Raw genomic sequence first — 22964 nt, 5'->3', positions numbered from 1 at the left:
AGTCCGAAATTCGTTATGAAAAGTCTGAAATGGTTGACCCCTTGTCTGAAATGGTCGAGCTCCTTCAACCGGAGGCACTGCGGTCGAAGGTCGTCAGTGGTGCTGGTCTCTGGCGAGTGGACCGAGTGGAGAACGGCCAGCCATTCTATTGCGCCATGCTCGAGGGCTCGGCTTTGCTGGAGGTTCAGAAGCATGCGCCGATCACCTTGAAGGTAGGAGACTTTGTCCTCATCCCCGCGGCTTGCGGGTTCACCATGTCGGACGTGGCCGGGGTTCAGAACGACAACGTTGATCCTCTCACCGTCACGATGCTTCCCGGGGAAACACGGCATGGCAATCCGCAAGGCATCGTCAACGCCCGGATCCTTGTTGGACATTTCGGTTTTGCTTCGCCGGATGCGGACTTGCTGGTCCGCCTCCTGCCTCAACTTGTCCATGTGAGGAATGAGCGACGGCTGACAAGCCTCGTTCAACTTGCGACAGAGGAAGCTTTGACAGAGCGGCCGGCGCGGGCCGCTGTCCTTGCCCGGCTGCTTGAGGTCATGCTCCTTGAAGCGTTGCGCTCGGTGAGCGGGGAGTCGGCCCCGCCTGGCGTCCTGCGCGGTCTCAGCGACCCGCGGCTTGCGACCGCGATCCGCCTGCTGCATGCCGAGCCAACTAAGGACTGGACAGTTGACGAAATGGCCCGCGAAGCCGCGCTCTCTCGATCGGTCTTCTTCGATCGATTTCGCCGGACGATCGGCATCTCACCCAGAGAATATCTGATTACATGGCGCATGAGCCTTGCAAAGAACCTTCTGCTGCGTCGAGGCGATCTGGGGCTTCAGGAAGTCGCTGAGCGGGTTGGCTATCGCTCTGCCAGCGCCCTTAGCACCGCCTTCAGTCGCGTTGTCGGCATCCCACCATCAGCTTATGCAGAGCAACTGGCGAACCTATCTGATTTGCCGCATGCTCGCGAAGCCGGGCAGGTAGCATTAAGAGCAGAAATCTAGTCGTTTCTCACCCGACTGACCGCTTGCGCCGCCGATCCCGCTGGCGGCGTAGGTTCATCCAGCTTTGGATTTTCGAGCAAGATCCCGACAAGTGCAGCAATAGTGCGAGAGATCGCTGCCGCCATCCGCACCACTTCCTTCCTGTCAACACGCAAATGCCGCCCAATCGGCGGCCAAGACAAGGAGTGAAGACGATGACAAATCTCAATGGAAAAATCGCACTCGTTACAGGCGCATCGAGCGGGATCGGTGCCGCCACTGCCGCCAGGCTCGCGGAAGCCGGGGCCAAAGTCGGCATTGCAGCTCGCCGCACGGACAAGCTTGTGGATCTCAAGCAGCAGATCGAAGCCAATGGGGGTGACGCCCTTGTCCTTCAAATGGACGTAGTCGACCCGGCCTCGGTCGAAGCCGGCGTCAAGACGCTCATCGATGCCCATGGTGCGATCGACATTCTCGTCAACAATGCCGGCCTGATGCCGCTTTCCGATATCGACCAGTTCAAGGTCGATGAGTGGCACCGGATGGTGGATGTGAACGTGAAGGGTCTCCTTAACACGACTGCCGCCGTACTGCCGCAGATGATCAAGCAGCATTCGGGCCATGTCTTCAACATGTCCTCGATCGCCGGCCGCAAGGTCTTCAAGGGTCTTTCGGTCTATTGCGCCACCAAACATGCCGTCGCCGCCTTTTCGGACGGTCTGCGGATGGAAGTGGGCCCCAAACACAATATCCGGGTCACTTGCATCCAGCCGGGTGCTGTCGCTACCGAGCTCTACGATCACATCACCGATCCCGACTACCGCCGGCAGATGGATGATCTCGCCGGCCAGATGACCTTCCTCCAGGGAACGGACATCGGCGACACGATCGTCTTTGCCGCGCAGGCGCCAGCGCATGTGGATGTGGCCGAGCTCTTCGTCCTGCCAGTGGAACAGGGCTGGTAAGGCACACCCCTTTCGGTCCCTGCCGTAGCGCAGGGGCCCTAAAGGAGATCCAAGATGAACGAACTACCCGCATCGCAGGCCTTTCGCCTGCTCGAACCCGGCCCGATCGTGATGGTGTCGACACACGATAACGGCAAGTCTAACGTCATGACGATGGGGTTCCACATGATGATCCAGCACGATCCGCCGCTTATCGGTTGTGTGATCGGCCCCTGGGATCACAGCTATCACGCGCTTTGCAGGACCGGTGAATGCGTGATCGCCGTGCCCGGACTGGATCTGGCCGAAACTGTTGTCGATGTCGGAAACTGCTCCGGCGCTGATGTCGACAAGTTCGAAAGGTTTGGCCTGAAGACTAGGTCTGCGGAGCAGGTCTCCGCTCCGCTTCTCGAAGATTGCCTGGCTAACATCGAATGCGTGGTCGTCGATGACAGGCTGCTCGATCCCTACAACCTGTTCATCCTCGAGGCGAAGAGGATCTGGGTCAACGAGAGCCGAACAGAACGCCGGACCCTGCACCATTGTGGTGACGGAATCTTCGCCGTCGACAACGGCACGCTCGACCTCAAACACCGCATGGTCAAGTGGCGTCATCTGCCGTGAGCAACTCGCTCAAGGCACCGCCCCAATTGAAACTATAGGAAGGAAAATCATGACGAACCTCGAAAACAAGGTCATCCTGATCACCGGAGCTAGCAGCGGGATCGGCGAAGCGACCGCGCGGACGCTTGCCGCTGCCGGCGCCACCGTTGCTATTGGTGCACGGCGAACAAATCGTCTCGAAGAGCTTGCTGACGAAATCGTTGCCTCCGGAGGAAAGACCATTTTCCGAAGCCTTGACGTTACTTCGCGTGACAGCTTCCAAAGCTTCGCCGACGCGGCCGTAAAGGCCTTTGGACGGATCGATGTCATCATCAACAATGCGGGCATCATGCCGCTGTCACCCATGGCCTCTTTAAAGGTCGAAGAATGGGACCGGATGATTGACGTCAATATTAGGGGGGTGCTGTACGGCATCGCCGCCGTCCTGCCCGTGATGAAACAGCAGGGATACGGACAGATCATCAATGTCTCATCAATCGGGGGACTTGCAGTGTCTCCGACCGCCGCAGTCTACTGCGCCACGAAATATGCAGTGCGGGCAATCTCAGATGGATTGCGCCAGGAGAACGAAAAGCTCCGCGTCACCTGCGTCTACCCTGGTGTCGTGGAGTCCGAGCTGGCCGAAAGCATCACAGATCCGGTCGCAGCCGAAGCCATGCAGAGCTATCGCCAAATAGCATTGAAGCCTGAAGCAATCGCAAAGGCCATCTTGCACGTCATCGGCCAGCCCGTCGATGTCGATACCAGCGAGATCGTGGTTCGCCCCACGGCAAGTGCCTGAAACCCGGCACCTCATCCGGCGCTGCTGCGGTTCTGCAGCAGCGCTCGCGTTGCGACGCCAGGCCTTATGCGGGTCAACTCAGTCACCACGCGGCGCGGCGGGTAAGGCACTGCTGCAAGTCTGCGATAATGCCCTTGCCTGCGACGGCATCAGTTGATCCAACGTCACCTGGCCAAATCGCTGCAACAGCAGGCTTTCCGCCTGCCGCATCGTCTCCGCCAGGGCTGAATTTACGCCGTCTTCGATCCTGCATTCCGGATGCCTGCCGCGTGAGCCAATAGCAAAGAGTGTCGGCCGCTCCAGCGCTTCATAAACGGCTAGAAGCGTGATCTCCTCAAGGGGCCGCGCGAGTTGCCAGCCCCCGCCGTGGCCCTTGCCCGAGATGACGTGGCCCGCGCGACGCAAGCCCGCCATCGTCCGACGGAACACGGCCGGGTTGGTACCCATGCTTCGTGCCAGAACCTCCGATGTCCGCGGCTCCTTTACTTGCGCCATGTGCAAGAGCACATGTAATACGTCAGATAGTCTCGTATCCCTATTCATTGCCCGCTCCGGTTCATGCGGCCTCCACGCTCTCGCGATTCATGTAGCATCACTTGATACAAAACGCGAAACCGTGTTACGCATCTTCAACTTACGAATAGGGTGCGTCATGAACGACAGGTCCAGTTCATTCCTCGATCCGGCAACCGTGAGAGACTATGTTCGCGAGACGCCGCGCAAGGTGCCAGGGCTTGCAGACCTTCATAAAATGGCGACGCTGCTTCTTGCGGAACAGGCGCCGGGCGCCGCTGATGTACTCGTCGTCGGCGCCGGTGGCGGGTTGGAGATCAGTGCCATGGCGGAGATGCGGCCGGATTGGCAATTTACCGGCGTCGATCCCTCGCCTGCCATGCTCGACATCGCCCGCCAAACCACAGCGCGTTGCGCCGCGCGAACGCATCTCGTTACCGGCACGACAGCGGATGCCCCTGCTGGTCCCTACGATGGGGCGATTTGCCTGCTGACGCTGCACTTCCTCGAATGGCACGAGCGGCTGGATGCTCTCCAGGAGATCGGGAAGCGTCTTAAACCAGGCGGCGTTTTTGTAGCCGCTCATCACACTATTGTGGAGGGGCAGGCGGAGGCTTGGCTGGCGAGATCTGCGACGTTTGCCGCAGGCCCGAACGCCAATTCTAGCCAGACCGCAGCCTCTGCTAAGGCGATGGCCGAGCGGCTGCCGCTGCTTTCGCAGGACCGGGAAGAAGCGTGCTTTCTCGAAGCCGGCTTCCGGCAGCCAAGCCTGTTCTACGCCGCTTTTTCGTTCCGCGGCTGGGTCATGACCGTCTGATCGCACGCACAACGCCCTGTCGATAAGGAGGAATGAGCTGTGATCGAAATCTTCAATTTCACCTTTGGGCCCTATCCGCAGAGGGTGAACATCTACCTGGCCGAAAAGCAGCCTCTTCTAAGCTGCATCTTGTTCTTGCCATGTGCTCAAGCGGCTGGGTGCAAATTGCAAGCAGTCATTTAAGTTGACCGGACGCTGGTTCGTTTCCCTTCAAGAGCGTGGGGGCTCGCCCTGACATACTTGCTGGGGCGTGAACCCGGAATGGACAAGTCTCTTGGAGTGCCGCCAATCGAGCGCCATGTGTTACCTACCGTCTTTGTCGAACATGCGATGGGCCCTGTCAGCCGCGCGCGAATTCCAGAAGTGGCGCGATGTCATGATTGTCCGCCGCGCGTAGTGCTGCGACGTAGCGTCCTCGCAATTCGCCAACATTGGCCAGACTGCCGCCGCCCCAAGTAAAAGGATCACTGCCAAGCCGCTCGATCAGTAGGTCGGCTGCGAGACGTGCCTGCCGTCCATTTTCGTTCGGGAACGGTGGATGGCGACGAGGCGATGATGGAATCTGATTGCTACCTCATCCGGTGGAAAGGTCTTGTGTTCAATCCAGTAACGGATGTCGCTCAATAAACTCGCGAGCTCCATCCCAATACGATAAGCGTGAACGCCGATGTTGCGCTCCGTCGACCGGAACGTGCCGGCCCACTGCCAGACGTCACCGAACATCCGCTTATGTAGTGTCCGCATGAAGTCTTCGCTGAGCATCTGTTCGAGTGGTACGCGCCGCCGGCCACGCGCCCAAGCCGCCCCTCCGACGATGTTTTCCTCTTCCGCTTCGTTCAGGTCGCGGCGGTGCGTGATCTAGGTCTGAAGCAAACCCTCTCGTTCCTGCGGCTCAAGCGGCGTCGCGTCCTCAGGTTCCTGGAAAAGATCTGTCATACTTCGTTCCAGAGATCGCGCTCAGATAGCCTGTCGAGGATGTATGCCTGGATACGAGATTCGAAATCCGCATGGTCCGTGCCTTGTGCTTCCAAACGCATCGTGTGCGCGACGCGCTGGAGTTCGCGTGTTGCGATCTTGCGCGCCCGCGCCTCGACAACGGCTTCAAGTGAGCTGTTTGGAACGAGGGCATAGACGAGCGTGCAATCCAGTGCCTCGGCAGCGCGGCGCAGGGTCTTGAGTTGGATTGTCCCAGCTGCTTCCGACTTTTCGATTGATTCAACTGTTTGCGGCCGGACTCCAATGCGCGTGCCCAGCTGCGCACCCGTCATGCCGAAGGCATCGCGCAGCGCTCGTATCCATCCCTTCGGCGGCGCCCTAAATCGATCAACTGGTTGGAGCGCCTGAAGTCTTTCGTCAAGCCGTCGCCGTGCTCTTTTGCGAGTATCGCTTTTCATTTCTCAGCCCATAAACTGATAATAGGTTTTCGTTATCAGCTTATAGGGTGATCATAACGCGCATTCTATCAGGCTGTAGACTGATGAACGTTTTCGTGATAGCAGTCTGTAGCCTGATTTCTAGCCACTGGCGTCCGTCCTTAGCCTGATCCGTGATCTGGAGAAGGCTGAACATTTAACGGGATGTGTGGGGAAAGAAGCAGTGCGAAAAGGAGAACGTTCGCTGCCGAACGCGCGCGCCTAATTTTAGGGCAAGGCTAGTAATATAGATGAGCGGGCGTTGCCTTTCTGCAGCCTCTGGGTCGGTTCGTATCTCATAAAGGCGAAAATCTAGCAGTCGTTTAGATCGCTCTCGCTCGAATAGGATTTATGATTTCGATCCCGTGAAAATCTCGCTGATTATCGATGACAACAATGCATCCATTGCATTGGGCGATGGCAGCCACGATCGTATCCAACGCACTTCGCGGGCGACCTGCCGCCTTTCCCTGTGCCATCAGTTCTCCCCAGATGAGAGCGGCCTTTTCGTCGAACGGAAGGACACGACCTGCAAAGAGTGATTCTGGCCCTTCAGTGCCCGCAAACCACTTTTCGAGAGTGGCTGCGGCCTCTCCGAGAGCCACTTGAACAATGATATCATATGGGATAATTTGATATCATTGTTATCTGCTAAGCGAGGTCATGGGGATGCCGGCAGTTACCATTCGGAATCTTTCTGATGAAACCCACCGCGCTTTGCGTGTGAGAGCAGCTCATCATGGCCGGAGCACTGAGGCGGAAATTCGCGATATTCTTGAGGCCGCTGTTCGCCCGTCTCAACGCATAAAGCTCGGGTCATTGCTTGTGGACATTGGTCGGGAGGCCGACCTGTCAGACAGTGATGTTGAAGCTCTGCAAGAGCGCGACAATACGCCAGCTGAACCGATGACTTTCGAATGATCTTGATAGACACCAACGTGATATCGGAGCCGTGGAAGCCTGCTCCAGCTGCAACGGTTGTGGCTTGGTTGGATGCCCAGGCAATCGAAACGCTCTTTATCTCTGCGATATCGGTTGCGGAGCTTCGGTTTGGCATCGCATCAATGCCTATCGGGCGCCGTCAAACAATCCTCCGCAACCGTCTTGAGGATGAGGTCCTACCACATTTTGTTGAGCGTATTTTGCCCTTCACCCTAAGCACCTCGCGGCTCTACTCTGATCTGATGGCAGGCGCGCGAGTATCCGGTAAAGCGATCGGCAAAGCCGATGGATTGATTGCGGCCACAGCTGCAGAGAGGGGGCTCGTTGTGGCAACGAGAGACACAAGCCCGTTCAAGGCAGCTGGATTGAAAATTATCAATCCGTGGATTGATCAGAACTTCGACTAGAAGGCCGTTGGTGCAAATCCCATCAAGGCGATCGATGATTTTAGAGTGCCTTACTCATCGACCAAGAAGTGCGCTCCGCGATGAATTCCGCGAACGGTTTGACGTTCATGTGGACGCTCGCCTGTTCAAGGCCGGCCAAATAAGTTGACCGATCCTCAACCCTAACCACTGCCCATGGAAATCCACCCGAGGCGAACATGGCGTTCATCAGGAAGCGCGCCATCCGTCCGTTGCCGTCAGGATAGGGATGAACATAGCCTATCAACCAGTGGCCAAGGACTGCCCTAACCGCTGGTTCGCTTTCCTTCTCCAGTAGATCGAACAGGGTGTCCATTCCATCAGGAACCGCTTCGGAACGCGGTGGTACATGCCATGATCCGCGAAGACAGGGTGGTTTCGATAGCCCGCGAGGGCGCTCGGTTTCAGAATACCTGCAGCGACCGAGGGACCGAACAATTCGCGGTACCAATCCCTATGTTGATTTCGGACAACGGCTCCTGCCGGTGCGCCGCGGAGAATCTCCGCAACAGATTCCTTCACGCTTTGAAATGCCTGCCAATAACCGCGTGCTGCCAAGGCATCCGGGCTTTGCCTATCCTGCTGATCCACATCCGGATCCCACGTACCATCGCGCACGCGATCAATGAGTTCCGGAGTATCGCTGTACCCTTCGATCGAGAGTGAATGGTATGCGACCGACCTTTCAGACGGGTTGCTTGCAGCAATACGAACTTAGAAGTTTGACGTTGCTGCGCCCCAAACTGTTCGGTCGCGTTTCGCGGCACCTGGGTTCCAAGTTAGGGACGCCCGAATGCTTCTCCGGACGGTTCACTGTTCTCCGGGAGGCGAGCTCAAGCGCCCTTGTGCGCGAGGCGCAGACTAACGCCGTATCAATCTCGCGGTAACTGTCCCTGTGGCCGCAGATCGAGGACACCCATAGATACTTCACGTGGGTAGTTCTTCCTGATCGCGTGCACGACATCGAGTTATCCGTCGCGCCTCGCGTAGAAGCACACTTCTCGCGCCAGGATCGGCCTCTGAAGTTGGTGTCACCCAAGTCCCGCAAAGTGTTTAGGGTTGAATATCGGCTATGATTCGTATCCGGTTTTTCCTACTACGTTCGTTGCGGCCTTCCTGTCCCTGCCAAGCAGCCACGGTCTGCATTTTTGACACACCGGCCGTTACTTTGAGCGCTTTACATCGAGGGTGTCGGCCGTATGAACATCAAACAGTTAGAAGTGCTGCGCACGCTTTTGGCGACCGGCTCGACTATCGCCACGGCAAAGGCCTTGGGATTAAGCCAATCCGGTGTTAGCCGTATGCTGCATCAGCTGGAGCTGGATCTCTCCATCACGCTTTTCGCCCGCGACAAGGGACGGTTGATCGCGACGCCGGAAGCGCTCGCGCTCGGGCGTGATGCTGAAAACGTGCTGCTGGCCGTGGAGCGCATGTCCGGGAACGCGGAAGACCTGCGCAGTGGCGCCTCTGGCCCGGAGATCGTCCGCATCGGCCTACCGAGCAGCATGTGGGAGAATTTCGCGCCGGCGATGCTCGTGGACTACGTACGCGACTTCCCCGGCGTGCGTATTGAGACGTTCTTCGAGACGACGACGGCAATCAACAAGCTGGTCGGCGAGCGCGTTATCGACATCGGTTTCTTGCGCATGGAAGGCGAAACGGGTCCCGGCATCGCGGTGGAGAAGGTGGCGAGCGGCACCAGCGTCTGCGTCGTGCCCGAGCATCATCCGCTTGCGCAACTGGAGGAGATCTCCGCGAAGGACCTGCGCAACGTGCCGCTGATCCTCATCGGGCGGCAGCGACCCAACCGCATGTCGCTCGACCAGACCTTCAAGCGCGCCGGGGTCAAGCAGGTGGTAAAGATCGAGACCCATACCAACAGTTCAGCCTGCTCCTACGTGGCGCATGGGCTCGGGGTCAGCATCATCAGCAGCTTCTACGCCAACCTCTACCGTCACCTGCCGGTGGTGCAGCGACCATTTGTGCCGAGGGCATCGCAGGAGTTTGGCCTTGCTCGAGCAGCAGGCGTACCGTTGTCAATTGCCGCACAGGCTCTCAGCAACGCGCTGAAACGACAGATCCAGCTGTCACAACAAACTGCATGAATTCAGTTATTTAACATTGATTCTCGGGCATCATGATTGCCGCCGGATGCTGCGCGGGCTGCATAACGCTATGAAGTTTATCATACTGTTGCGCCATTTTGATCGCGTCGTCATAGTCTTCCCAAAGAAACCGGTGGTGACCGGAGGGAAAACCGGCCATCAATCGTGGGGAATATCATGCTGAGATTTATTCTGAACCGTCTCGTGATGGCGCTTCCGACGATCGTGCTCGTTTCGATCACCGTTTTTACCCTTATCCGCTTCATTCCCGGCGATCCAGCAGCCCTGATGCTGGGCGACATGGCCCAGCCTGAGCAGATTGCGCAGATGCGCACCGAACTCGGGCTCGACAAGTCGATGCCGCAGCAGTTCGTCATCTGGGCCGGCAATGTGCTGCATGGCGATTTCGGCAAATCCATCGTCAACGACGAGCCGGTGTTGCCGCTGGTGGTCTCGCGCTTTGCCGTCAGTGCCGAGATCGTTCTGGTGGCGGTGCTGCTCGCGAGCCTAATCGCGGTCCCCGCAGGCGTCATCGCCGCATGGCGGCAGAATAGCGTCACCGACCTCGCGCTGGTCGGCACGGCCACGGTTCTCCTGTCAATCCCGACCTTCTGGCTCGGCCTGCTGCTGCTCCTCTTCTTCGGTCTGAAGCTCGGCTGGCTGCCAGTGCTCGGCCACGTGTCGATCGGAGACAACGTCGTCGGCGGGCTGATGTATCTGGTGCTTCCGGTCATGACGCTGGTCATCCACGAGGCCGGCGTGCTGATCCGCATGGCGCGCGCCTCGACGTTGGAGGTACTGCGGCTCGACTATATCACGCACGCCCGCGCCAAGGGGCTGTCGGAAAGTGCCGTCCTCTGGCGCCATGCGTTCAAGAATGCGTTTGGCCCGACCTGGACGATGATCGGCCTTATCCTCGGCAACCTGCTCGGCGGTATCGCGGTCATCGAGACGGTGTTCACCATCCCGGGCCTCGGACGGCTGATGGTCGATGCCATCTTTGCCCGTGACTACCCGGTCATCCAAGGCTGTCTGCTGTTCGTCGCCCTGTCCTACGTGCTGGTCAACCTCGTCGTCGACCTGCTCTATCCCCTCTTTGATCCGCGAGTTGTTGCCGAATGAAGACGTTTACCCTCAACGGCCTCATCGGCGGCATCCTTATTGCTGTCCTTCTGATGACCGCCGCTATCGGCCTCGTCTGGACCCCTTTTGACCCGATGAAGCTGTCATTCACGGCGCGTTTGGCCGCCCCGAGTGCGGTCCATCTTCTGGGCACCGACGAGTTCGGCCGCGATGTGCTGAGCCGCCTGATGGTCGGCGCCAAGGCGAGTGTCTGGATCGGCTTCCTGACGGTCAGCTTTGCCACCATCTGCGGCACGCTGATCGGGCTGGTCAGCGGCTATGCCCGCGGCTGGTTGGATGGCGTCATCATGGCGGTCAACAATGCGCTGCTGGCATTTCCCGGCATCCTGCTCGCCCTCGGCCTGCTCGCCGTCTTCGGCGCCAACCAGTATGGCATCATCTTTGCGCTCGGCATCGCCTACACGCCGTCCATGGCGCGCGTCGTGCGCGGTGCGGTTCTGTCACTGCGGGAACGCGAGTTCATCGAAGCTTCGCGGGTAATGGGCAATGGTGAGCTGTTCACCATGTTCCGCCACGTCCTGCCCAATTGCCTGGCGCCGATCACGGTGCTTGCCACCTCGATGTTCGGCTGGGCCATCCTGTCGGAAAGCGCGCTCTCCTTCCTCGGTCTCGGCGTGCCGCCGCCGGCGCCAACCTGGGGCAACATGCTGGCTGCCGGCCGACCCTTCATCCAGCAGGCCGTCTGGCTCGGCCTCTTCCCCGGCCTCTGCATCGCGCTGACCCTGCTCGGCATCAATCTTCTGGGCGATGCCCTTCGCGACCGGCTCGACCCGCGCATGAGAGGTCTGAAATGACGACGGAAACCCTTTTGAGCGTCCGCGGCCTTTCACTTGAGGTCGCCCGCACCGGCCACAAGGTTGTCAACGAGATCTCCTTCGATATCAAATCCGGCGAAATTTTCGGCATCGTTGGAGAAAGCGGCTCCGGCAAGACGCTGGCCACCCGCGCACTGATCTCGCTGCTGCCTCCTGCCATCCAGGTCAGCGGAGGATCCATCGCCTACAAGGGGCGCGACGTGCTGGGCCTTGATGCCGGGCAGCTTCGCCGCCTGCGCGGTGCCGAGATCGGCGTCGTCTTCCAAGAACCGATGACCTCCCTCAACCCCTCGATGACCATTGGCCGGCAACTGGAGGAGGGGCTCATCCTCCACACGACGCTCACGCCCGACGAGCGGCGCGTCCGCATCCTTGAGATGCTGCGTCGTGTCGGCATCCGTGATCCAGAGGGTGCGCTCGCCGCCTATCCGCACGAATTCTCTGGCGGCATGCGCCAGCGCATCATGCTTGCCTCCGTCATGCTGCTGAAGCCGGCTCTACTGATTGCCGACGAACCGACTACGGCGCTCGACGCGGTCATCCAGCGCGACGTCATGGAACTGATGGTGGAGCTCACTCGCGCCGAAGGTACCGCAGTTCTCCTGATCAGCCACGACCTGCCCATGGTGGCCCGTTACACGAGCCGCATCGTGGTCATGGAAAAAGGCTCGATCGTCGAGCACGGCCGCACCGAAAGCCTGCTGGAAGCGCCGCAGCATCCCTATACGCAGAAGCTGCTCTCCTCCCTGCCGTTCAGGGGCGAACGGCGCGCGGTTGACATGTCGAAAGCGCCGATCGTGTCCGCCAAGAACATTGTTGTCGATTATCCCGGTCGCAAGTCGCTGTTCGGAAAAGCCAAGGCGAAGCGTGCCCTGCATGGCGTCAGCATCGACATTCACGAGGGTGAGGTTGTCGCACTCGTCGGGGGATCGGGGTCCGGCAAGACGACGCTTGGCCGCACCATATCCGGGCTGGTTCGGGAAAATGAAGGCGAGATTCGCTTTCAGGGACGGACGCGCGACCAAGACTGGCAGGACTACCGGATGAACTGCCAGATGGTGTTTCAGGATCCGTATTCCTCGCTCGATCCTCGCATGACGATCCTTGCTCTGGTCGAGGAAGCACTGCGGCTGGTGCCGAACCTCGATGCGGCAGCCAAGCGCAAGCGAACGCTGGAAACGCTGGAGGAGGTCGGTCTCGACGCCAGCTATGCCAGCCGCTACCCGCACGAACTTTCCGGCGGCCAGCGCCAGCGCGTTGCCATTGCCCGCGCGATGGCGCGCCGCCCGCGCTTCCTGATTGCCGACGAGCCGGTTTCGGCGCTCGACGTGACGGTTCGGGCACAGGTGCTCGATCTCTTCTCCAACCTGCAGAAACGCTATGGCTTTTCTTGCCTGTTCATCAGCCACGATCTGGGCGTCGTTGAACAGGTCGCCGACCGCGTCGTCGTCATGCAGGACGGCCGGATCATCGAGGAGGGCGCTCGCGACGCGATCTTCGACAGGCCGAAGGAAAGCTACACACGCCGGCTCCTCTCCGCCATTCCGGCGCTCGACCACAACGCGACCGGCGGCGTGTCTCTCAAGTGGCGCTTCGACAACTGATGCTGAACAGGATCCCGACCATGACGACCTCCGACACGCTGAACGCGATCTGCGATGCGCAGCCCTTCGTTACCCGCTTCATGGTGCGCAATCTCCTGACCGGTGAGGAGATCGCTCGCGGTGCCGACGAGGAGACGCCGTCCGGCAGTACCCGCAAAACCTCGATCATGATGGCGGCGCTGAAGGCTGCGCATGAGGGCCGTATCAACCTCGACGAGCCGGTCACCTACGAGAAACGGCTGGCCGAGCAAGTGGCCAGCGGCATGTTCCGCTTCATGACGCCGGGTATCGTCATCTCGCTGCGCGACGCGATCACCGGAATGATGGTGCTGAGCGACAATGTCTGCACGAAGATGGTGCTGGAGCGGCTGACGCTCAATGAGGTCGACAGCTATTGCAAGGCTGTCGGTATGGCCAATACCCATCACCGCTTTCTCATTCCGCCGCTGGCGTTGCCGGCCGACCACGCGCTGACGACGGTGACGACGACCTCAGCCGCCGACCAGGTGCTGCTGCTGCAGACCATCCTTGATGCGCAATCCTCCTCGCAAGCACAGGAGAAGCTCGGCTGCAGCGCCGACCTCTGCGGCTTTGCGATGGAGACCCTGAAGAACCAGGTTTTACGCTACGGCATCCGCTCGCGCCTGCCCTTCGAAACGCTGGTCGCCAGCAAGAGCGGTCGCGGCAAGCGTGGCCGGATGGATGCCGGTATAGTCTACAAGGACCGCGCGCCGTTTTTCATCATCACGGCCTACACCGACGACGTGCCGCAGGTGATGCCGGATGGTACGCCGGGTTACACGGTGTCTCTCGAGACGATCGGCAGGCTCGCCGAAACCGCCTGGAACTGTTTCCAATCGTAATATCAACAAAAGCAAAGAGGGTAGAACAATGAAAAAGTTTCTTCTCGCGGGCGTTGCGGTGCTCGCCTTCACTCAAGTCGCCGGAGCGCGTGACATCACGATTGCCCAGAGTTCCGACTTGCGTAGCGCCAATCCCGGCGTCAATCGCGACGGCAATACCGACAGTGTTATCCTGCACATAGTCGAGGGCCTTGTCGGCTACAACGACAGCGGCGAGGTAAAGCCGCTCCTGGCAAAAAGCGTCGAAATGTCGGTTGATGGTCTGACGTATACTTTCGCGTTGCGTACCGATGTGAAGTTCCACAACGGCAAGCCACTGACCGCCGAAGATGTAGTGTGGAACTGGACCCGCTATCTGACGCCGGAAACCAAATGGACCTGCCTCGCCGATTTTGCCCAGGGTGGTGCGGCCCACGTCACCGGCATCGAGGCAACCGACGCCTCGACGGTGACCATCACGCTCGAGAAGCCGTCGGCGGTCTTTCTCGGCCTCATGTCGCGCCCGGAATGTGGCTATACCGGCATGATCTCGCCGGCCTCGGTTGCGTCCGATGGAAGCTTCGCCACGCCCATCGGCACTGGTCCGTTCCAGTGGGACGAGTGGAAGAAGGGTGAATACATCCGCCTGAAGAAGTTCGCCGACTATGTCTCGCCCGAGAACGATGGCGAGCCGGACGGCATGGTCGGTTCCAAGCGACCGCTCGTCGACGGCGTGAAGTTCATGACAATTCCTGACGCCTCTACCGTCAAGGCGGGCCTCGAATCCGGCGTGCTCGATACGGCCGAAATCTCGCCGGACTTGATCCCGGAATTCCAATCGAACGACAAGACGCAGCTGATCGTGTCGCGCAACAACGGCAAGAACCTCTTCTACATCCAAACCCGCGACAAGGTTCTGAGCAATCCGGGCGTGCGCCGCGCGATGGCAATGGCGCTCGATCTGGACGAACTGGTCGCCGCGGCGTCAAACGGCACCGGTGAGGCAAACGGCTCGATGGTGTCGCAGGACAGCGTCTATTTCAATGACACGCAAAAGACGCGCCTGCCTTACGACGTAGAGGCTGCCAAGAAGGAACTGGCAGCTGCCGGCTATAAGGGCGAGCCGATCTCGATCATCGCCAACAAGCGCGGCAACGTGCCGAGTTTTCCGGCTGCGATCATGGCTCAGGCGATGATGCAGCAGGTGGGCCTCAACGTGCAGATCGAGGTTCTCGATTATGCTACCCAGGTCGATCGGCGCCGCTCGGGCAACTACCAGGTGATCTCCCAGTCGGTCGCGCCGCGCCTCGACCCAGCACTGATGTACGCTTTCTATGTTGGGGACAAGGACAAGAACGCCTCGCTGATGTGGGACGACCCGAAAGCCGTCGATCTGATGAAGGCCGCTTATGTGGAGCTTAACCAAGAAAAGCGCCAAAAGATCTTCGACGAGTTCCACGAACTGATGTTGAAGGAGATGCCGGGCATCTTCCTCTACGACATGGTCGACGTGTGGGGTGCCACTAAGAAGCTCAAGGGCATGCCCGTCTGGCAGTCCAACGCCCGCCTCTGGGAAGTTTCCGTCGAGGAATGATCGCCCTACCGCGCTGAGCAATCAGCCGGCGCGGTATTCCAATTTCATCGAGATGATCCGGCACTCGAGCCGCCGGCAGATTTGTCGCGCCCGTCCGATAGGGGCGGGGACAGACAGAAAGGACATGCCATGAACCGCGACGCCGTCACGTCGATTGCCGATGCGATCGAGACGATGAAGCCCGAATTCAGCAGGATCAGCGACAGCATCTGGGATTTCGCCGAGCTCAAATTCGACGAGAAGCAGTCGTCGGAGATGCTCGCGGCCACGCTTGAGGAGAAGGGCTTTGCAGTCACACGCGGCGTCGCCGGCATGGACACAGCCTTCATCGGCGAGTTCGGTAGCGGCAAGCCTGTCATCGCCATTCTTGGCGAATTCGACGCGCTGGCTGGCATGAGCCAGGCGGCCGGCATTGCCGAGCACAAGCCGCTATCGTCCGGCGGCACCGGCCACGGCTGCGGCCACAACCTTCTCGGCGTCGGTTCACTCATGGCTGCGATAGCGCTTGCAAAGCATATCAAAGAGAACAACCTCGCTGGCACTGTGCGCTACTACGGCTGCCCGGGCGAGGAGGGTGGCTCCGGCAAGACATTCATGGTCCGCGCCGGGCTGTTTAACGATGTCGACACGGCGCTCACATGGCATCCGGCGCCGTTCAACGGCGTGCGTTCCACCAACAACCTCGCCGTTCTCGAATACTACTATCGCTTCAAGGGGCTCGCGGCACATGCTTCGAATGCCGCGCATCTTGGACGTTCAGCGCTTGATGCGGTCGAACTGATGAACGTGGGGGTCAACTTTTTGCGCGAACACATGATGCAGGATTGCCGCGTTCATTATGCGATCACTGATGCCGGTGGTCGAGCGGCCAATGTCGTCCAGGCGCAGGCGGAAGTGGTTTACCTCATCCGTGCACCGGAAATGCAGCAGGCGCTCGATCTTGCAAGGCGCGTCGATAAGGTGGCGCGTGGGGCGGCAATGATGACGGAAACTGAGGTCGAGATCATCTTCGACACGGCCTCTACCAACCTCCTGCCGAACATTACGCTCGAAACCGCCATGCATGAGAACATGGTAGCGCTCGGTCCAATCGCTTTCGACGAGGCCGACCTCGCGTTCGCCAGATCGATCCAGGAGACATTCACGGACGAGGCGATCAGGAGCAGCATCCGGCTCTACCAGATGAAGGGCGACGTCTTCTCCAACACCAGGGTCGACGGCTCGACGCCGCTGCATCTCGGTTTGCGCAGCTTCGAAGGGCAGTCGCATTTTCGTGCCGGCTCTACCGATGTCGGCGATGTCAGCTGGGTTACGCCCACGGCCCAATGCTGGACACCAACCTGGGCGATCGGCACTAATCCCCACACCTGGCAGGTGGTGGCGCAGGGTAAGAGCCCAGCGGCACACAAGGCGATGGCGCATGCGGCGAAGGCGATTGCCACCACCGGCCTGGCGCTGATGACCTCCCCGGATCTTCTCGCTGCAGCGAAAGCGGAGTGGGCAGACAAAACCGATGGCCGATCGTACGTCTGCCCGATCCCATCTGAGATCATGCCAGGGATGCAGTCCTAGGTCAGAACGCAGCAGCAGCCTAACCAGCCAAGTAATATCCAATGTAGAGGCTTGACGCGACGCAGGAGGTATACCGGCGGCTTCTGCGACCAAGTGGATTCTTCAGGAGAATTTTTCCATGAAATCCCCGCACCCCAAGGAAATTTGAAAGATCGTTATGCAGTTCGACTCGGTGGAATTTCTTTATCGGAATACGAAGCACGCTGTGGATTCTTAAGTGCTGCGGGGTATGAAGCGATGGAGATCAAGGAAACGCTGGATTTATGGATCCTGCGCGAAAAGAAACGTTTAAGGATTCCCGACGTCAGACGAGCGGGGACATCATCAAGCTCTTGGCATTCCCGCAGGTCTCAACTGTCTTTTCAGCGCCGCGATGCGAAATATTGCATTGGCGGCGCCATAGCCTTGATACCCGCTGCGCTGAACGATCTCGAAGAAGAAGCCCTCGCCGTAGGTGCCGCTGTAGAGCTGGAAGTACTCCCCGTGCTCGTCGCGGTCGTAGAGGATGTTCTCAGACTTGAGCCGCTCAGTCAGTGAAGGAAGCAGACCGAAACGCGCTTCGATGTCGCCATAGTAGTTCGGTGAGATAGGCAGCGCATTGAAACCGTTGCTGCGGAGCGCCTTGGCCGTGGCGAAAATGTCCTCGGTGCGAAAGGCAATGTGCTGGATCCCAGCCCCGAATGTCTCGGCAATGAGGTGGCCGGCAAACGTGCGCCGGTTTTCCGCACCGTTCATCGTGATGCGCAGCGTTCCCTCATCGTTTTGGATGACCTGGCTGCGCACCACTCCAGACGGATCGATGATGTCGACCATGGGAGACTTTTTGGTTTCGAAGATCGATGTGTAGAACAAGAGCCAGGTCAGCATTTCCTCATAGGCCACCGTTTGGGCTACATGATCGACAGCAAACAGGCCCACAGAATTCGGTGCGGCTTCGTCTTCGGCGGGCTGGAAGTCTATCTCCCACACTCGCCCGAGGTCGGATTTGGCATGCACCAGATAAATCAAGGTCCCGCCGACCCCGCGGATTGCGGGAATGTCGAGTTCACCAGGGCCAACCGGCTGACTGAAAGGCTCTGCGCCCAAGGCCACAGCGCGGGCCATGGCGGCCGATGTGGCTTCGACCTGCAAGGCCATGGCATAAGCCGAGGCGCCGCGAACGGCATAGGCATTGCTGGCGAAGCCAACCTCTTCCGTGTTGAGGAGAATGCGGATATCACCTTGCTGGTAGACGCTGACATTTTTGGTTTTATGGATAGCGGTCTTCCGGAAGCCGAGTGCATGCATCATCGCGATCAGCAGCTCGGCATCGCCCTCGCCAACCGAAAACTCTATGAACGCCACGCCGGCCACTGATGCTCGGTCCGGCATCGACGGTACCGTCAAGCCTGCAGCACCGGGCTTTCGTCGCACCTGGTCGCCTAGATAGACCAGCGAACGATGGCCATCGACGGAAATGGCCCGCGGCGAGCCGCCACGGAACTGGTCGTTGAAGATCTCCAGGGAGAGGTAGCCGTCATACCCCGTCGCCGCGACAGCAGCCACGAAGTCGGCGACTGGCAGATCTCCTTCGCCCGGCATGTTTCGGAAGTGCCTGCTCCAATAGAGCAGATCCATGCCGATCAGCGGTGCATCAGCAAGCTGGACGATGAAGATCTTGTCTTTGGGTATCGATCGAATGGAGCCGATGTCGATCTTGCGCGCAAGCGAATGGAAACTGTCGAGGATGACCCCAATACTGTCATGGTCGGCACGTCGTACAATCTCCCACGCATCGCGATGGTCGTTGATGTGCCGGCCCCAGGCGAGAGCCTCATAGCCCACCCGCAACCCGCGTTTCGCGGCCCGTTCGCCCAGTTCGTGAAAATCGGCCGCTGCCCGGTCGATGCCTCCGAGCGAAACCGGCGAGACGTTAGAACAGACGAGTACGAGATCGGTGCCAAGTTCCTGCATGACATCGAACTTGCGTTCTGCCCGGTCGAAGGTTCGCGACCGGTGCGTCTCGGGCATGCCTTCGAAATCGCGGAAGGGCTGGAACAGCGTGATCTCCAAGCCGAAATCCTGCACCATGCGCCCGACGTCGCGTGGACTGCCGTCGAAGGCGAGAAAATCGTTCTCGAAGATCTCGACACCATCGAAACCGGCCTTGGCAATGGCTGCCAGCTTTTCGGGAAACTCGCCGCTGATTGAAACGGTGGCGATCGAGGTTTTCATGGTGACTTCCTGATTTGGTTCAGCAGGATTGGTGTCTGTCGTTCTATGTTGGGTCCGACACGAGGGCTGTTACGGTGGACACAAAACAGAGTGCGAACCCCTTTCAACCAAAGCGGTCGTCAAGGGACTGGAAATCCTTGAGCCCGACGATCTGACTGTACTCCTGGTAGGTCACCATAGCGGATTGCCGGACTTTGGGAGTGCCGTCCCGCTTCAGGACCGAAAGTGTGCCCTGAACGGCCCTAACTGCTGAAAACAATGTCGACACGGCGTAGAGCACGATCTGGAAACCCATCTGCCCGAGCTCTTCTGCCTTAAGATCAGTTGTCTCGTTTCCGTCAACGATGCTCACCACCTTCGGGCCCTCGACATTTCTGGCAATGGTTTCGATCTCTCGGATGGACTTGATGCCGTCGACGAAGACGAGGTCAACGCCCGCATCGCGATACATGTTGGCTCTACGAATAGCCTCGTCGGCGCCGGATGCTGGCAGGGCGTCGGTGCGCGCGATGACCAGAAGCTTGGCGGTATTGCGGGCCGCAATGGCACATTTCAGCCGGCGGACATTGTCTTCGGCGGGTATCAGCCTGACACCAGCGAGCTGGCCGCAGCGCTTGGGCTGCTGCTGGTCCTCCAGATGGATGGCCGCCACGCCGGCCTGCATATATTCCTGGACAGTGCGCTCGATATTTGCCGGGCCGCCATAACCAGTATCCGCATCGGCAATGATCGGAATGCCCACGACCCGCGCCATGTTGCGGGCATGGGTGGTCATTTCCGACTGGCCCATCAGGCCCAGATCCGGTACGCCGAGATGGCTGGCGGTGGCGCCGAAGCCGGTCATGTAGACTGCGGGAAAACCCGCCTGTTCCACCAGCCGGGCCGTCAGCGGATCGGGCGCGCCGGGTGCCATGACGATCTCGCTACCAGAAATCAGGGTCTTCAAGCGGTCTGCTGGATGCATGCTGGTCTCCATTTGATGGTCCTGATGTCAGTCCGGATCATCAACGGCGGCGCTGGCCGGTCCGAGATGTCCTTCCCTGATGGCCCTGATATAGACGTCGCGCGTTCGCCTCACATGAAGGGAGAGCGCCGCCTCTAGCTCCGCAAAGCGTCCGTCGGCGATCATGTCAGCCATGGCGCAATGCTCGCCGAAGGACTCTCGTCTTCGCTCGTCATAGGGCGCGGTGATATTGGCGCGCAGGGCCGCGATACGCCCGGCAACCAGGCTGTAGGCGTCGCGCAGATAGGAATTGCCACAGAGATCGAACGCAAGCTGGTGGAATGCCGTGTCGGCCGTGCCGTAGGCGACGCTGTCGCCTCGCTCAAGCGCTTCTTCCATGCCTCGCAGGATCTGCGTCATGGCGGCGAGATAATCTCCACGGGCCTGGCCGATCGCGGCCTTGATGCCCTGCAATTCCAGCATCAGCCGGTAGTCGCAGATCTCGCCGATATCGGCCACATTTGTCTCGAAGACGAAAGAGCCGCGTTTGGATCGCACCACGACGAGCCCCTCCTTCGACAGAATCGCCATGCAGTCACGGATCGGCGTGCGGCTGATACCCATCTGCTGCGCCAGCTTTTCCTCCGAGATGTTTTCGCCCAGCCGGAACTTGCCGGTCACGATCGCCTCGCGCAATTGTGCCGCTGCTATCTCAGCCAGGGATTGCGGTTGCGCAATCTTCTTCATGTCATTCGTCCCCGCTTCAGCCGCAACCACGCCGGCACAGCCCAGACAACACATACAAGCAGGGCAAGACCAGCCGCAATTGGTCGCTCGATGAAGACGAGCGGTACACCATCGGCCTTGATCAGCGATGTCACCAGATTACGCTCAACCAACGGGCCCATCACCAGCCCGAGGATCAGTGGCGCGACCGGAAAGCCGTTCTCTTCCATGAGATAGGCGAAGAGACCGAGCACCAGCATGATGACGACGCCGGAGGCAGCCGCGTTTATGGAATAGGCACCGACAACACAGAAGCCCAGGATCAATGGAGCCAGCGTCAGCTTGGGCACCCGGAGGACCTGCGAGGCCTGGGCTATGGCCAGCAGGCCGAAGGGCACGATCAAGAGATTGGCAAGGAAGAAGGTGACGAAAATCGCCATCACCTCGTTGGGATTGTTGATGAAGACAAGCGGACCGGGATTGAGGCCCTTCATATAGAGTACGCCGATGACGATCGCGGTGATGGAATCGCCCGGTATGCCGAACACCGTGGCCGGCACATAGGACCCCGACAAGGCGGAATTGTTGGCCGCGCAGGCGTCCACCAGGCTCTCTTCCGAGCCGTGGCCGTAACGCTCCGGTTGCTTGGAGAAGCGTTTAGAGACGGCATAGGATATCCAGGAGGCTATGTCGGAACCCGCACCAGGCAGGATGCCGACCGTCGTGCCGATAACCGATCCCCTGACCAGATTGGTCTTGTAGTGCCAGAGTACGCCGCCGAGCCCCGCGAACATGCGAAAGGGATTGCCGACCGGGGCGGCCGGCGGTGTGCGCTCGCGGTTGACGAAGGTGCGTATCAGTTCCGGTATGGCAAATACGCCGATCAGCGCCGGTACGAAGGCGACGCCATCCAGCAGCGTGGAAAGACCGAAGGTGAAGCGCGGGTGGCCGGCCGTAGTATCCATGCCAACCGTCGCGATCATCAGGCCGAACAGCAAGGACATTAGCGATTTCAGCAGCGAACCGGAACCTAGCATCACTGCGGCGGAGAGGCCAAGCAGCGCCAGCCAGAAATATTCGAATGACGTGAAATTGAGCGACACCTCCGCCAGCTGCGGGGCCGCGAACATCAGCACCGCCGAGCCGAACAGGCCGCCGATGGCGGATGCAACCACGGAAATGCCGAGCGCGCGTCCGACCCGGCCCTGCATGGTCAGGGCGTTTAGATCGCCGATATAGGCCGCAGACGCTGCCGTTCCGGGGATGCGAATGAGGGCGGCTGGAATGTCTGAGGCGAAAATCGCCATCGCCGCCGTCGTGACGATCGCCGCGATCGCCGGTACCGGGTCCATGAAGAAGGTGATCGGCACCAGCATCGCCGTGGCCATGGTGGCCGACAGTCCGGGAACGGCGCCGACGAACAGGCCGAATGCCGAGCAGCTCACCATCACGATCAGCATGTTCCAATTGAACACGAGATCAATGACCGTATCGAGATTTGCATACATCAGAGCAGCCCCTTCACGAAACCGGATGGCAAGGGCACATAGAGAAGACGCGTCATGACCAGATGAACCGTCAGCACGAAGACTGCTGATACCCCGATCCACTTGGGATGGGTGAGCCCCGCGGACAAGAACAGTGCCGAAAGTAGCAGCGTGCCGCCAACCGGAAAGCCGACTTGCTCGAAGGTGACAGCCAGAAGCAGCGTGCCGAGGATGGCAACCGCAACGCAGGTGATCCGCGAGCCGATGCGCCATCCGTCATGGAGCGAGATAAGCGCGTGTGGCGAGGCTTTGCGGCCCTCCCAGATGAGCATCAGGCCGCCAAGCAAACAGAGACAGCCAAGCAGAGTCGGAAATGTCGCGGGGCCGATGATCTGGCCCGGCATGTCAGGAAAGCCCTGCGCCTGCCAAAGAACCCAGCCCCCGAAGGCGACCAGCAATAGGCCTATGATCGAATCGTGAAACTTCATGA

General features: G+C 59.6%; 22 protein-coding genes and 2 pseudogenes. 14 read left to right on the top strand and 10 right to left on the bottom strand.

Annotated features, from left to right (window positions below):
• Positions 1 to 29 precede the first annotated feature (29 nt).
• The 4 genes from D4A92_RS21805 (at position 30) to D4A92_RS21790 (ending at position 3320) form a co-directional block, all read left to right on the top strand.
• Positions 30 to 992, top strand: coding sequence for an AraC family transcriptional regulator (locus tag D4A92_RS21805; protein WP_203020566.1), 963 nt, complete (start codon positions 30 to 32; stop codon positions 990 to 992).
• 194 nt (positions 993 to 1186) lie between these two features.
• Positions 1187 to 1936, top strand: coding sequence for an SDR family oxidoreductase (locus D4A92_RS21800; protein ID WP_203020564.1), 750 nt, complete (start codon positions 1187 to 1189; stop codon positions 1934 to 1936).
• 54 nt (positions 1937 to 1990) lie between these two features.
• On the top strand, positions 1991 to 2539 hold the full coding sequence (locus D4A92_RS21795) for a flavin reductase family protein (protein ID WP_203020562.1): 549 nt from the start codon (positions 1991 to 1993) through the stop codon (positions 2537 to 2539).
• A gap of 49 nt (positions 2540 to 2588) precedes the next feature.
• A complete protein-coding gene (locus D4A92_RS21790) occupies positions 2589 to 3320 on the top strand; it encodes an SDR family oxidoreductase (protein ID WP_203020560.1) in 732 nt (243 codons plus the stop codon).
• Between the two features lie 78 nt (positions 3321 to 3398).
• Here D4A92_RS21790 and D4A92_RS21785 read toward each other — a convergent pair whose 3' ends face one another.
• Positions 3399 to 3863: an Rrf2 family transcriptional regulator gene (locus tag D4A92_RS21785; RefSeq protein WP_203020558.1), complete on the bottom strand. Its 465-nt coding sequence runs from the start codon at positions 3861 to 3863 to the stop codon at positions 3399 to 3401.
• Between the two features lie 109 nt (positions 3864 to 3972).
• Here D4A92_RS21785 and D4A92_RS21780 point away from each other — a divergent pair, with 109 nt between their 5' ends.
• Positions 3973 to 4650 (top strand): class I SAM-dependent methyltransferase, encoded by a 678-nt coding sequence (locus tag D4A92_RS21780; RefSeq protein ID WP_203020556.1) that lies wholly within the window; start codon positions 3973 to 3975, stop codon positions 4648 to 4650.
• Between the two features lie 340 nt (positions 4651 to 4990).
• Here the strand turns inward: D4A92_RS21780 and D4A92_RS21775 are convergent.
• The 3 genes and pseudogenes from D4A92_RS21775 to D4A92_RS25130 all read right to left on the bottom strand — a co-directional run.
• A pseudogene (locus tag D4A92_RS21775) lies at positions 4991 to 5586 on the bottom strand (mobile mystery protein B).
• A complete protein-coding gene (locus D4A92_RS21770) occupies positions 5583 to 6044 on the bottom strand; it encodes a mobile mystery protein A (RefSeq protein WP_203020554.1) in 462 nt (153 codons plus the stop codon). The pseudogene D4A92_RS21775 and the gene D4A92_RS21770 overlap by 4 nt, the downstream one beginning before the upstream one ends.
• Before the next feature lie 341 nt (positions 6045 to 6385).
• Positions 6386 to 6640, bottom strand: a pseudogene (locus D4A92_RS25130) (VapC toxin family PIN domain ribonuclease); the annotation flags it as partial.
• Positions 6641 to 6731: 91 nt separating this feature from the next.
• Here D4A92_RS25130 and D4A92_RS21765 point away from each other — a divergent pair.
• Together D4A92_RS21765 and D4A92_RS21760 are read left to right on the top strand one after the other, a co-directional pair.
• Positions 6732 to 6983, top strand: coding sequence for a FitA-like ribbon-helix-helix domain-containing protein (locus tag D4A92_RS21765; RefSeq protein WP_203020551.1), 252 nt, complete (start codon positions 6732 to 6734; stop codon positions 6981 to 6983).
• A complete protein-coding gene (locus D4A92_RS21760; protein ID WP_203020549.1) occupies positions 6980 to 7411 on the top strand; it encodes a type II toxin-antitoxin system VapC family toxin in 432 nt (143 codons plus the stop codon). The genes D4A92_RS21765 and D4A92_RS21760 overlap by 4 nt, the downstream gene beginning before the upstream one ends.
• Positions 7412 to 7451: 40 nt before the next feature.
• Here D4A92_RS21760 and D4A92_RS25125 read toward each other — a convergent pair whose 3' ends face one another.
• On the bottom strand, positions 7452 to 7745 hold the full coding sequence (locus D4A92_RS25125; protein ID WP_246754146.1) for a Fic family protein: 294 nt from the start codon (positions 7743 to 7745) through the stop codon (positions 7452 to 7454).
• Positions 7746 to 8628: 883 nt separating this feature from the next.
• Here D4A92_RS25125 and D4A92_RS21750 point away from each other — a divergent pair.
• The 7 genes from D4A92_RS21750 to D4A92_RS21720 all read left to right on the top strand — a co-directional run bounded on the left by D4A92_RS21750 (position 8629) and on the right by D4A92_RS21720 (position 17104).
• Positions 8629 to 9534 (top strand): LysR family transcriptional regulator, encoded by a 906-nt coding sequence (locus D4A92_RS21750; RefSeq protein ID WP_203020547.1) that lies wholly within the window; start codon positions 8629 to 8631, stop codon positions 9532 to 9534.
• A 177-nt stretch (positions 9535 to 9711) separates the two neighbouring features.
• Entirely contained in the window at positions 9712 to 10656 is a 945-nt protein-coding gene (locus D4A92_RS21745) for an ABC transporter permease (protein WP_203020545.1), read from the top strand.
• Positions 10653 to 11471 (top strand): ABC transporter permease, encoded by an 819-nt coding sequence (locus D4A92_RS21740; RefSeq protein WP_203020543.1) that lies wholly within the window; start codon positions 10653 to 10655, stop codon positions 11469 to 11471. Before D4A92_RS21745 ends, D4A92_RS21740 begins: the two co-directional genes overlap by 4 nt.
• Positions 11468 to 13096, top strand: a complete 1629-nt coding sequence (locus D4A92_RS21735) for an ABC transporter ATP-binding protein (protein ID WP_203020541.1) — start codon at positions 11468 to 11470, stop codon at positions 13094 to 13096. Before D4A92_RS21740 ends, D4A92_RS21735 begins: the two co-directional genes overlap by 4 nt.
• 20 nt (positions 13097 to 13116) lie before the next feature.
• Positions 13117 to 13959, top strand: a complete 843-nt coding sequence (locus D4A92_RS21730) for a serine hydrolase (RefSeq protein WP_203020539.1) — start codon at positions 13117 to 13119, stop codon at positions 13957 to 13959.
• Positions 13960 to 13987: 28 nt separating this feature from the next.
• Positions 13988 to 15532 carry an ABC transporter substrate-binding protein gene (locus D4A92_RS21725; protein WP_203020537.1) on the top strand — a complete coding sequence of 515 codons (1545 nt, stop codon included), beginning with the start codon at positions 13988 to 13990 and terminating at the stop codon, positions 15530 to 15532.
• A gap of 129 nt (positions 15533 to 15661) precedes the next feature.
• Positions 15662 to 17104 carry a M20 family metallopeptidase gene (locus D4A92_RS21720; protein WP_203020535.1) on the top strand — a complete coding sequence of 481 codons (1443 nt, stop codon included), beginning with the start codon at positions 15662 to 15664 and terminating at the stop codon, positions 17102 to 17104.
• A 324-nt stretch (positions 17105 to 17428) separates the two neighbouring features.
• On the opposite strand, the gene D4A92_RS21715 is transcribed toward D4A92_RS21720, so the two are convergent.
• The 5 genes from D4A92_RS21715 to D4A92_RS21695 all read right to left on the bottom strand — a co-directional run bounded on the left by D4A92_RS21715 (position 17429) and on the right by D4A92_RS21695 (position 22962).
• Complete coding sequence (locus D4A92_RS21715; RefSeq protein ID WP_203020533.1) at positions 17429 to 19318, bottom strand: bifunctional sugar phosphate isomerase/epimerase/4-hydroxyphenylpyruvate dioxygenase family protein; 1890 nt, start codon at positions 19316 to 19318, stop codon at positions 17429 to 17431.
• A 103-nt stretch (positions 19319 to 19421) separates the two neighbouring features.
• Positions 19422 to 20282, bottom strand: coding sequence for an isocitrate lyase/PEP mutase family protein (locus tag D4A92_RS21710; RefSeq protein ID WP_203020531.1), 861 nt, complete (start codon positions 20280 to 20282; stop codon positions 19422 to 19424).
• Between the two features lie 27 nt (positions 20283 to 20309).
• Positions 20310 to 21008: a GntR family transcriptional regulator gene (locus D4A92_RS21705; protein ID WP_203020529.1), complete on the bottom strand. Its 699-nt coding sequence runs from the start codon at positions 21006 to 21008 to the stop codon at positions 20310 to 20312.
• Positions 21005 to 22495, bottom strand: coding sequence for a tripartite tricarboxylate transporter permease (locus D4A92_RS21700; RefSeq protein WP_203020527.1), 1491 nt, complete (start codon positions 22493 to 22495; stop codon positions 21005 to 21007). Before D4A92_RS21700 ends, D4A92_RS21705 begins: the two co-directional genes overlap by 4 nt.
• Positions 22495 to 22962: a tripartite tricarboxylate transporter TctB family protein gene (locus D4A92_RS21695; RefSeq protein WP_203020526.1), complete on the bottom strand. Its 468-nt coding sequence runs from the start codon at positions 22960 to 22962 to the stop codon at positions 22495 to 22497. Before D4A92_RS21695 ends, D4A92_RS21700 begins: the two co-directional genes overlap by 1 nt.
• Positions 22963 to 22964: the final 2 nt, after the last annotated feature.

Source organism: Rhizobium rosettiformans (assembly GCF_016806065.1).
Classification (GTDB): domain Bacteria; phylum Pseudomonadota; class Alphaproteobacteria; order Rhizobiales; family Rhizobiaceae; genus Allorhizobium.
This window is presented reverse-complemented; position numbering and strand designations above follow the sequence as displayed.

Coding starts and splice junctions, on each gene's coding strand:
- D4A92_RS21800 (WP_203020564.1), top strand. CDS start 1,187: ATGACAAATCTCAATGGAAAAATCGCACTCGTTACAGGCGCATCGAGC.
- D4A92_RS21745 (WP_203020545.1), top strand. CDS start 9,712: ATGCTGAGATTTATTCTGAACCGTCTCGTGATGGCGCTTCCGACGATC.
- D4A92_RS21770 (WP_203020554.1), bottom strand. CDS start 6,044: ATGAAAAGCGATACTCGCAAAAGAGCACGGCGACGGCTTGACGAAAGA.
- D4A92_RS21760 (WP_203020549.1), top strand. CDS start 6,980: ATGATCTTGATAGACACCAACGTGATATCGGAGCCGTGGAAGCCTGCT.
- D4A92_RS21740 (WP_203020543.1), top strand. CDS start 10,653: ATGAAGACGTTTACCCTCAACGGCCTCATCGGCGGCATCCTTATTGCT.
- D4A92_RS21750 (WP_203020547.1), top strand. CDS start 8,629: ATGAACATCAAACAGTTAGAAGTGCTGCGCACGCTTTTGGCGACCGGC.
- D4A92_RS21780 (WP_203020556.1), top strand. CDS start 3,973: ATGAACGACAGGTCCAGTTCATTCCTCGATCCGGCAACCGTGAGAGAC.
- D4A92_RS21705 (WP_203020529.1), bottom strand. CDS start 21,008: ATGAAGAAGATTGCGCAACCGCAATCCCTGGCTGAGATAGCAGCGGCA.
- D4A92_RS21735 (WP_203020541.1), top strand. CDS start 11,468: ATGACGACGGAAACCCTTTTGAGCGTCCGCGGCCTTTCACTTGAGGTC.
- D4A92_RS21695 (WP_203020526.1), bottom strand. CDS start 22,962: ATGAAGTTTCACGATTCGATCATAGGCCTATTGCTGGTCGCCTTCGGG.
- D4A92_RS21790 (WP_203020560.1), top strand. CDS start 2,589: ATGACGAACCTCGAAAACAAGGTCATCCTGATCACCGGAGCTAGCAGC.
- D4A92_RS21765 (WP_203020551.1), top strand. CDS start 6,732: ATGCCGGCAGTTACCATTCGGAATCTTTCTGATGAAACCCACCGCGCT.
- D4A92_RS21795 (WP_203020562.1), top strand. CDS start 1,991: ATGAACGAACTACCCGCATCGCAGGCCTTTCGCCTGCTCGAACCCGGC.
- D4A92_RS21805 (WP_203020566.1), top strand. CDS start 30: ATGGTTGACCCCTTGTCTGAAATGGTCGAGCTCCTTCAACCGGAGGCA.
- D4A92_RS21730 (WP_203020539.1), top strand. CDS start 13,117: ATGACGACCTCCGACACGCTGAACGCGATCTGCGATGCGCAGCCCTTC.
- D4A92_RS21710 (WP_203020531.1), bottom strand. CDS start 20,282: ATGCATCCAGCAGACCGCTTGAAGACCCTGATTTCTGGTAGCGAGATC.
- D4A92_RS21785 (WP_203020558.1), bottom strand. CDS start 3,863: ATGAATAGGGATACGAGACTATCTGACGTATTACATGTGCTCTTGCAC.
- D4A92_RS25125 (WP_246754146.1), bottom strand. CDS start 7,745: ATGGACACCCTGTTCGATCTACTGGAGAAGGAAAGCGAACCAGCGGTT.
- D4A92_RS21700 (WP_203020527.1), bottom strand. CDS start 22,495: ATGTATGCAAATCTCGATACGGTCATTGATCTCGTGTTCAATTGGAAC.
- D4A92_RS21720 (WP_203020535.1), top strand. CDS start 15,662: ATGAACCGCGACGCCGTCACGTCGATTGCCGATGCGATCGAGACGATG.
- D4A92_RS21725 (WP_203020537.1), top strand. CDS start 13,988: ATGAAAAAGTTTCTTCTCGCGGGCGTTGCGGTGCTCGCCTTCACTCAA.
- D4A92_RS21715 (WP_203020533.1), bottom strand. CDS start 19,318: ATGAAAACCTCGATCGCCACCGTTTCAATCAGCGGCGAGTTTCCCGAA.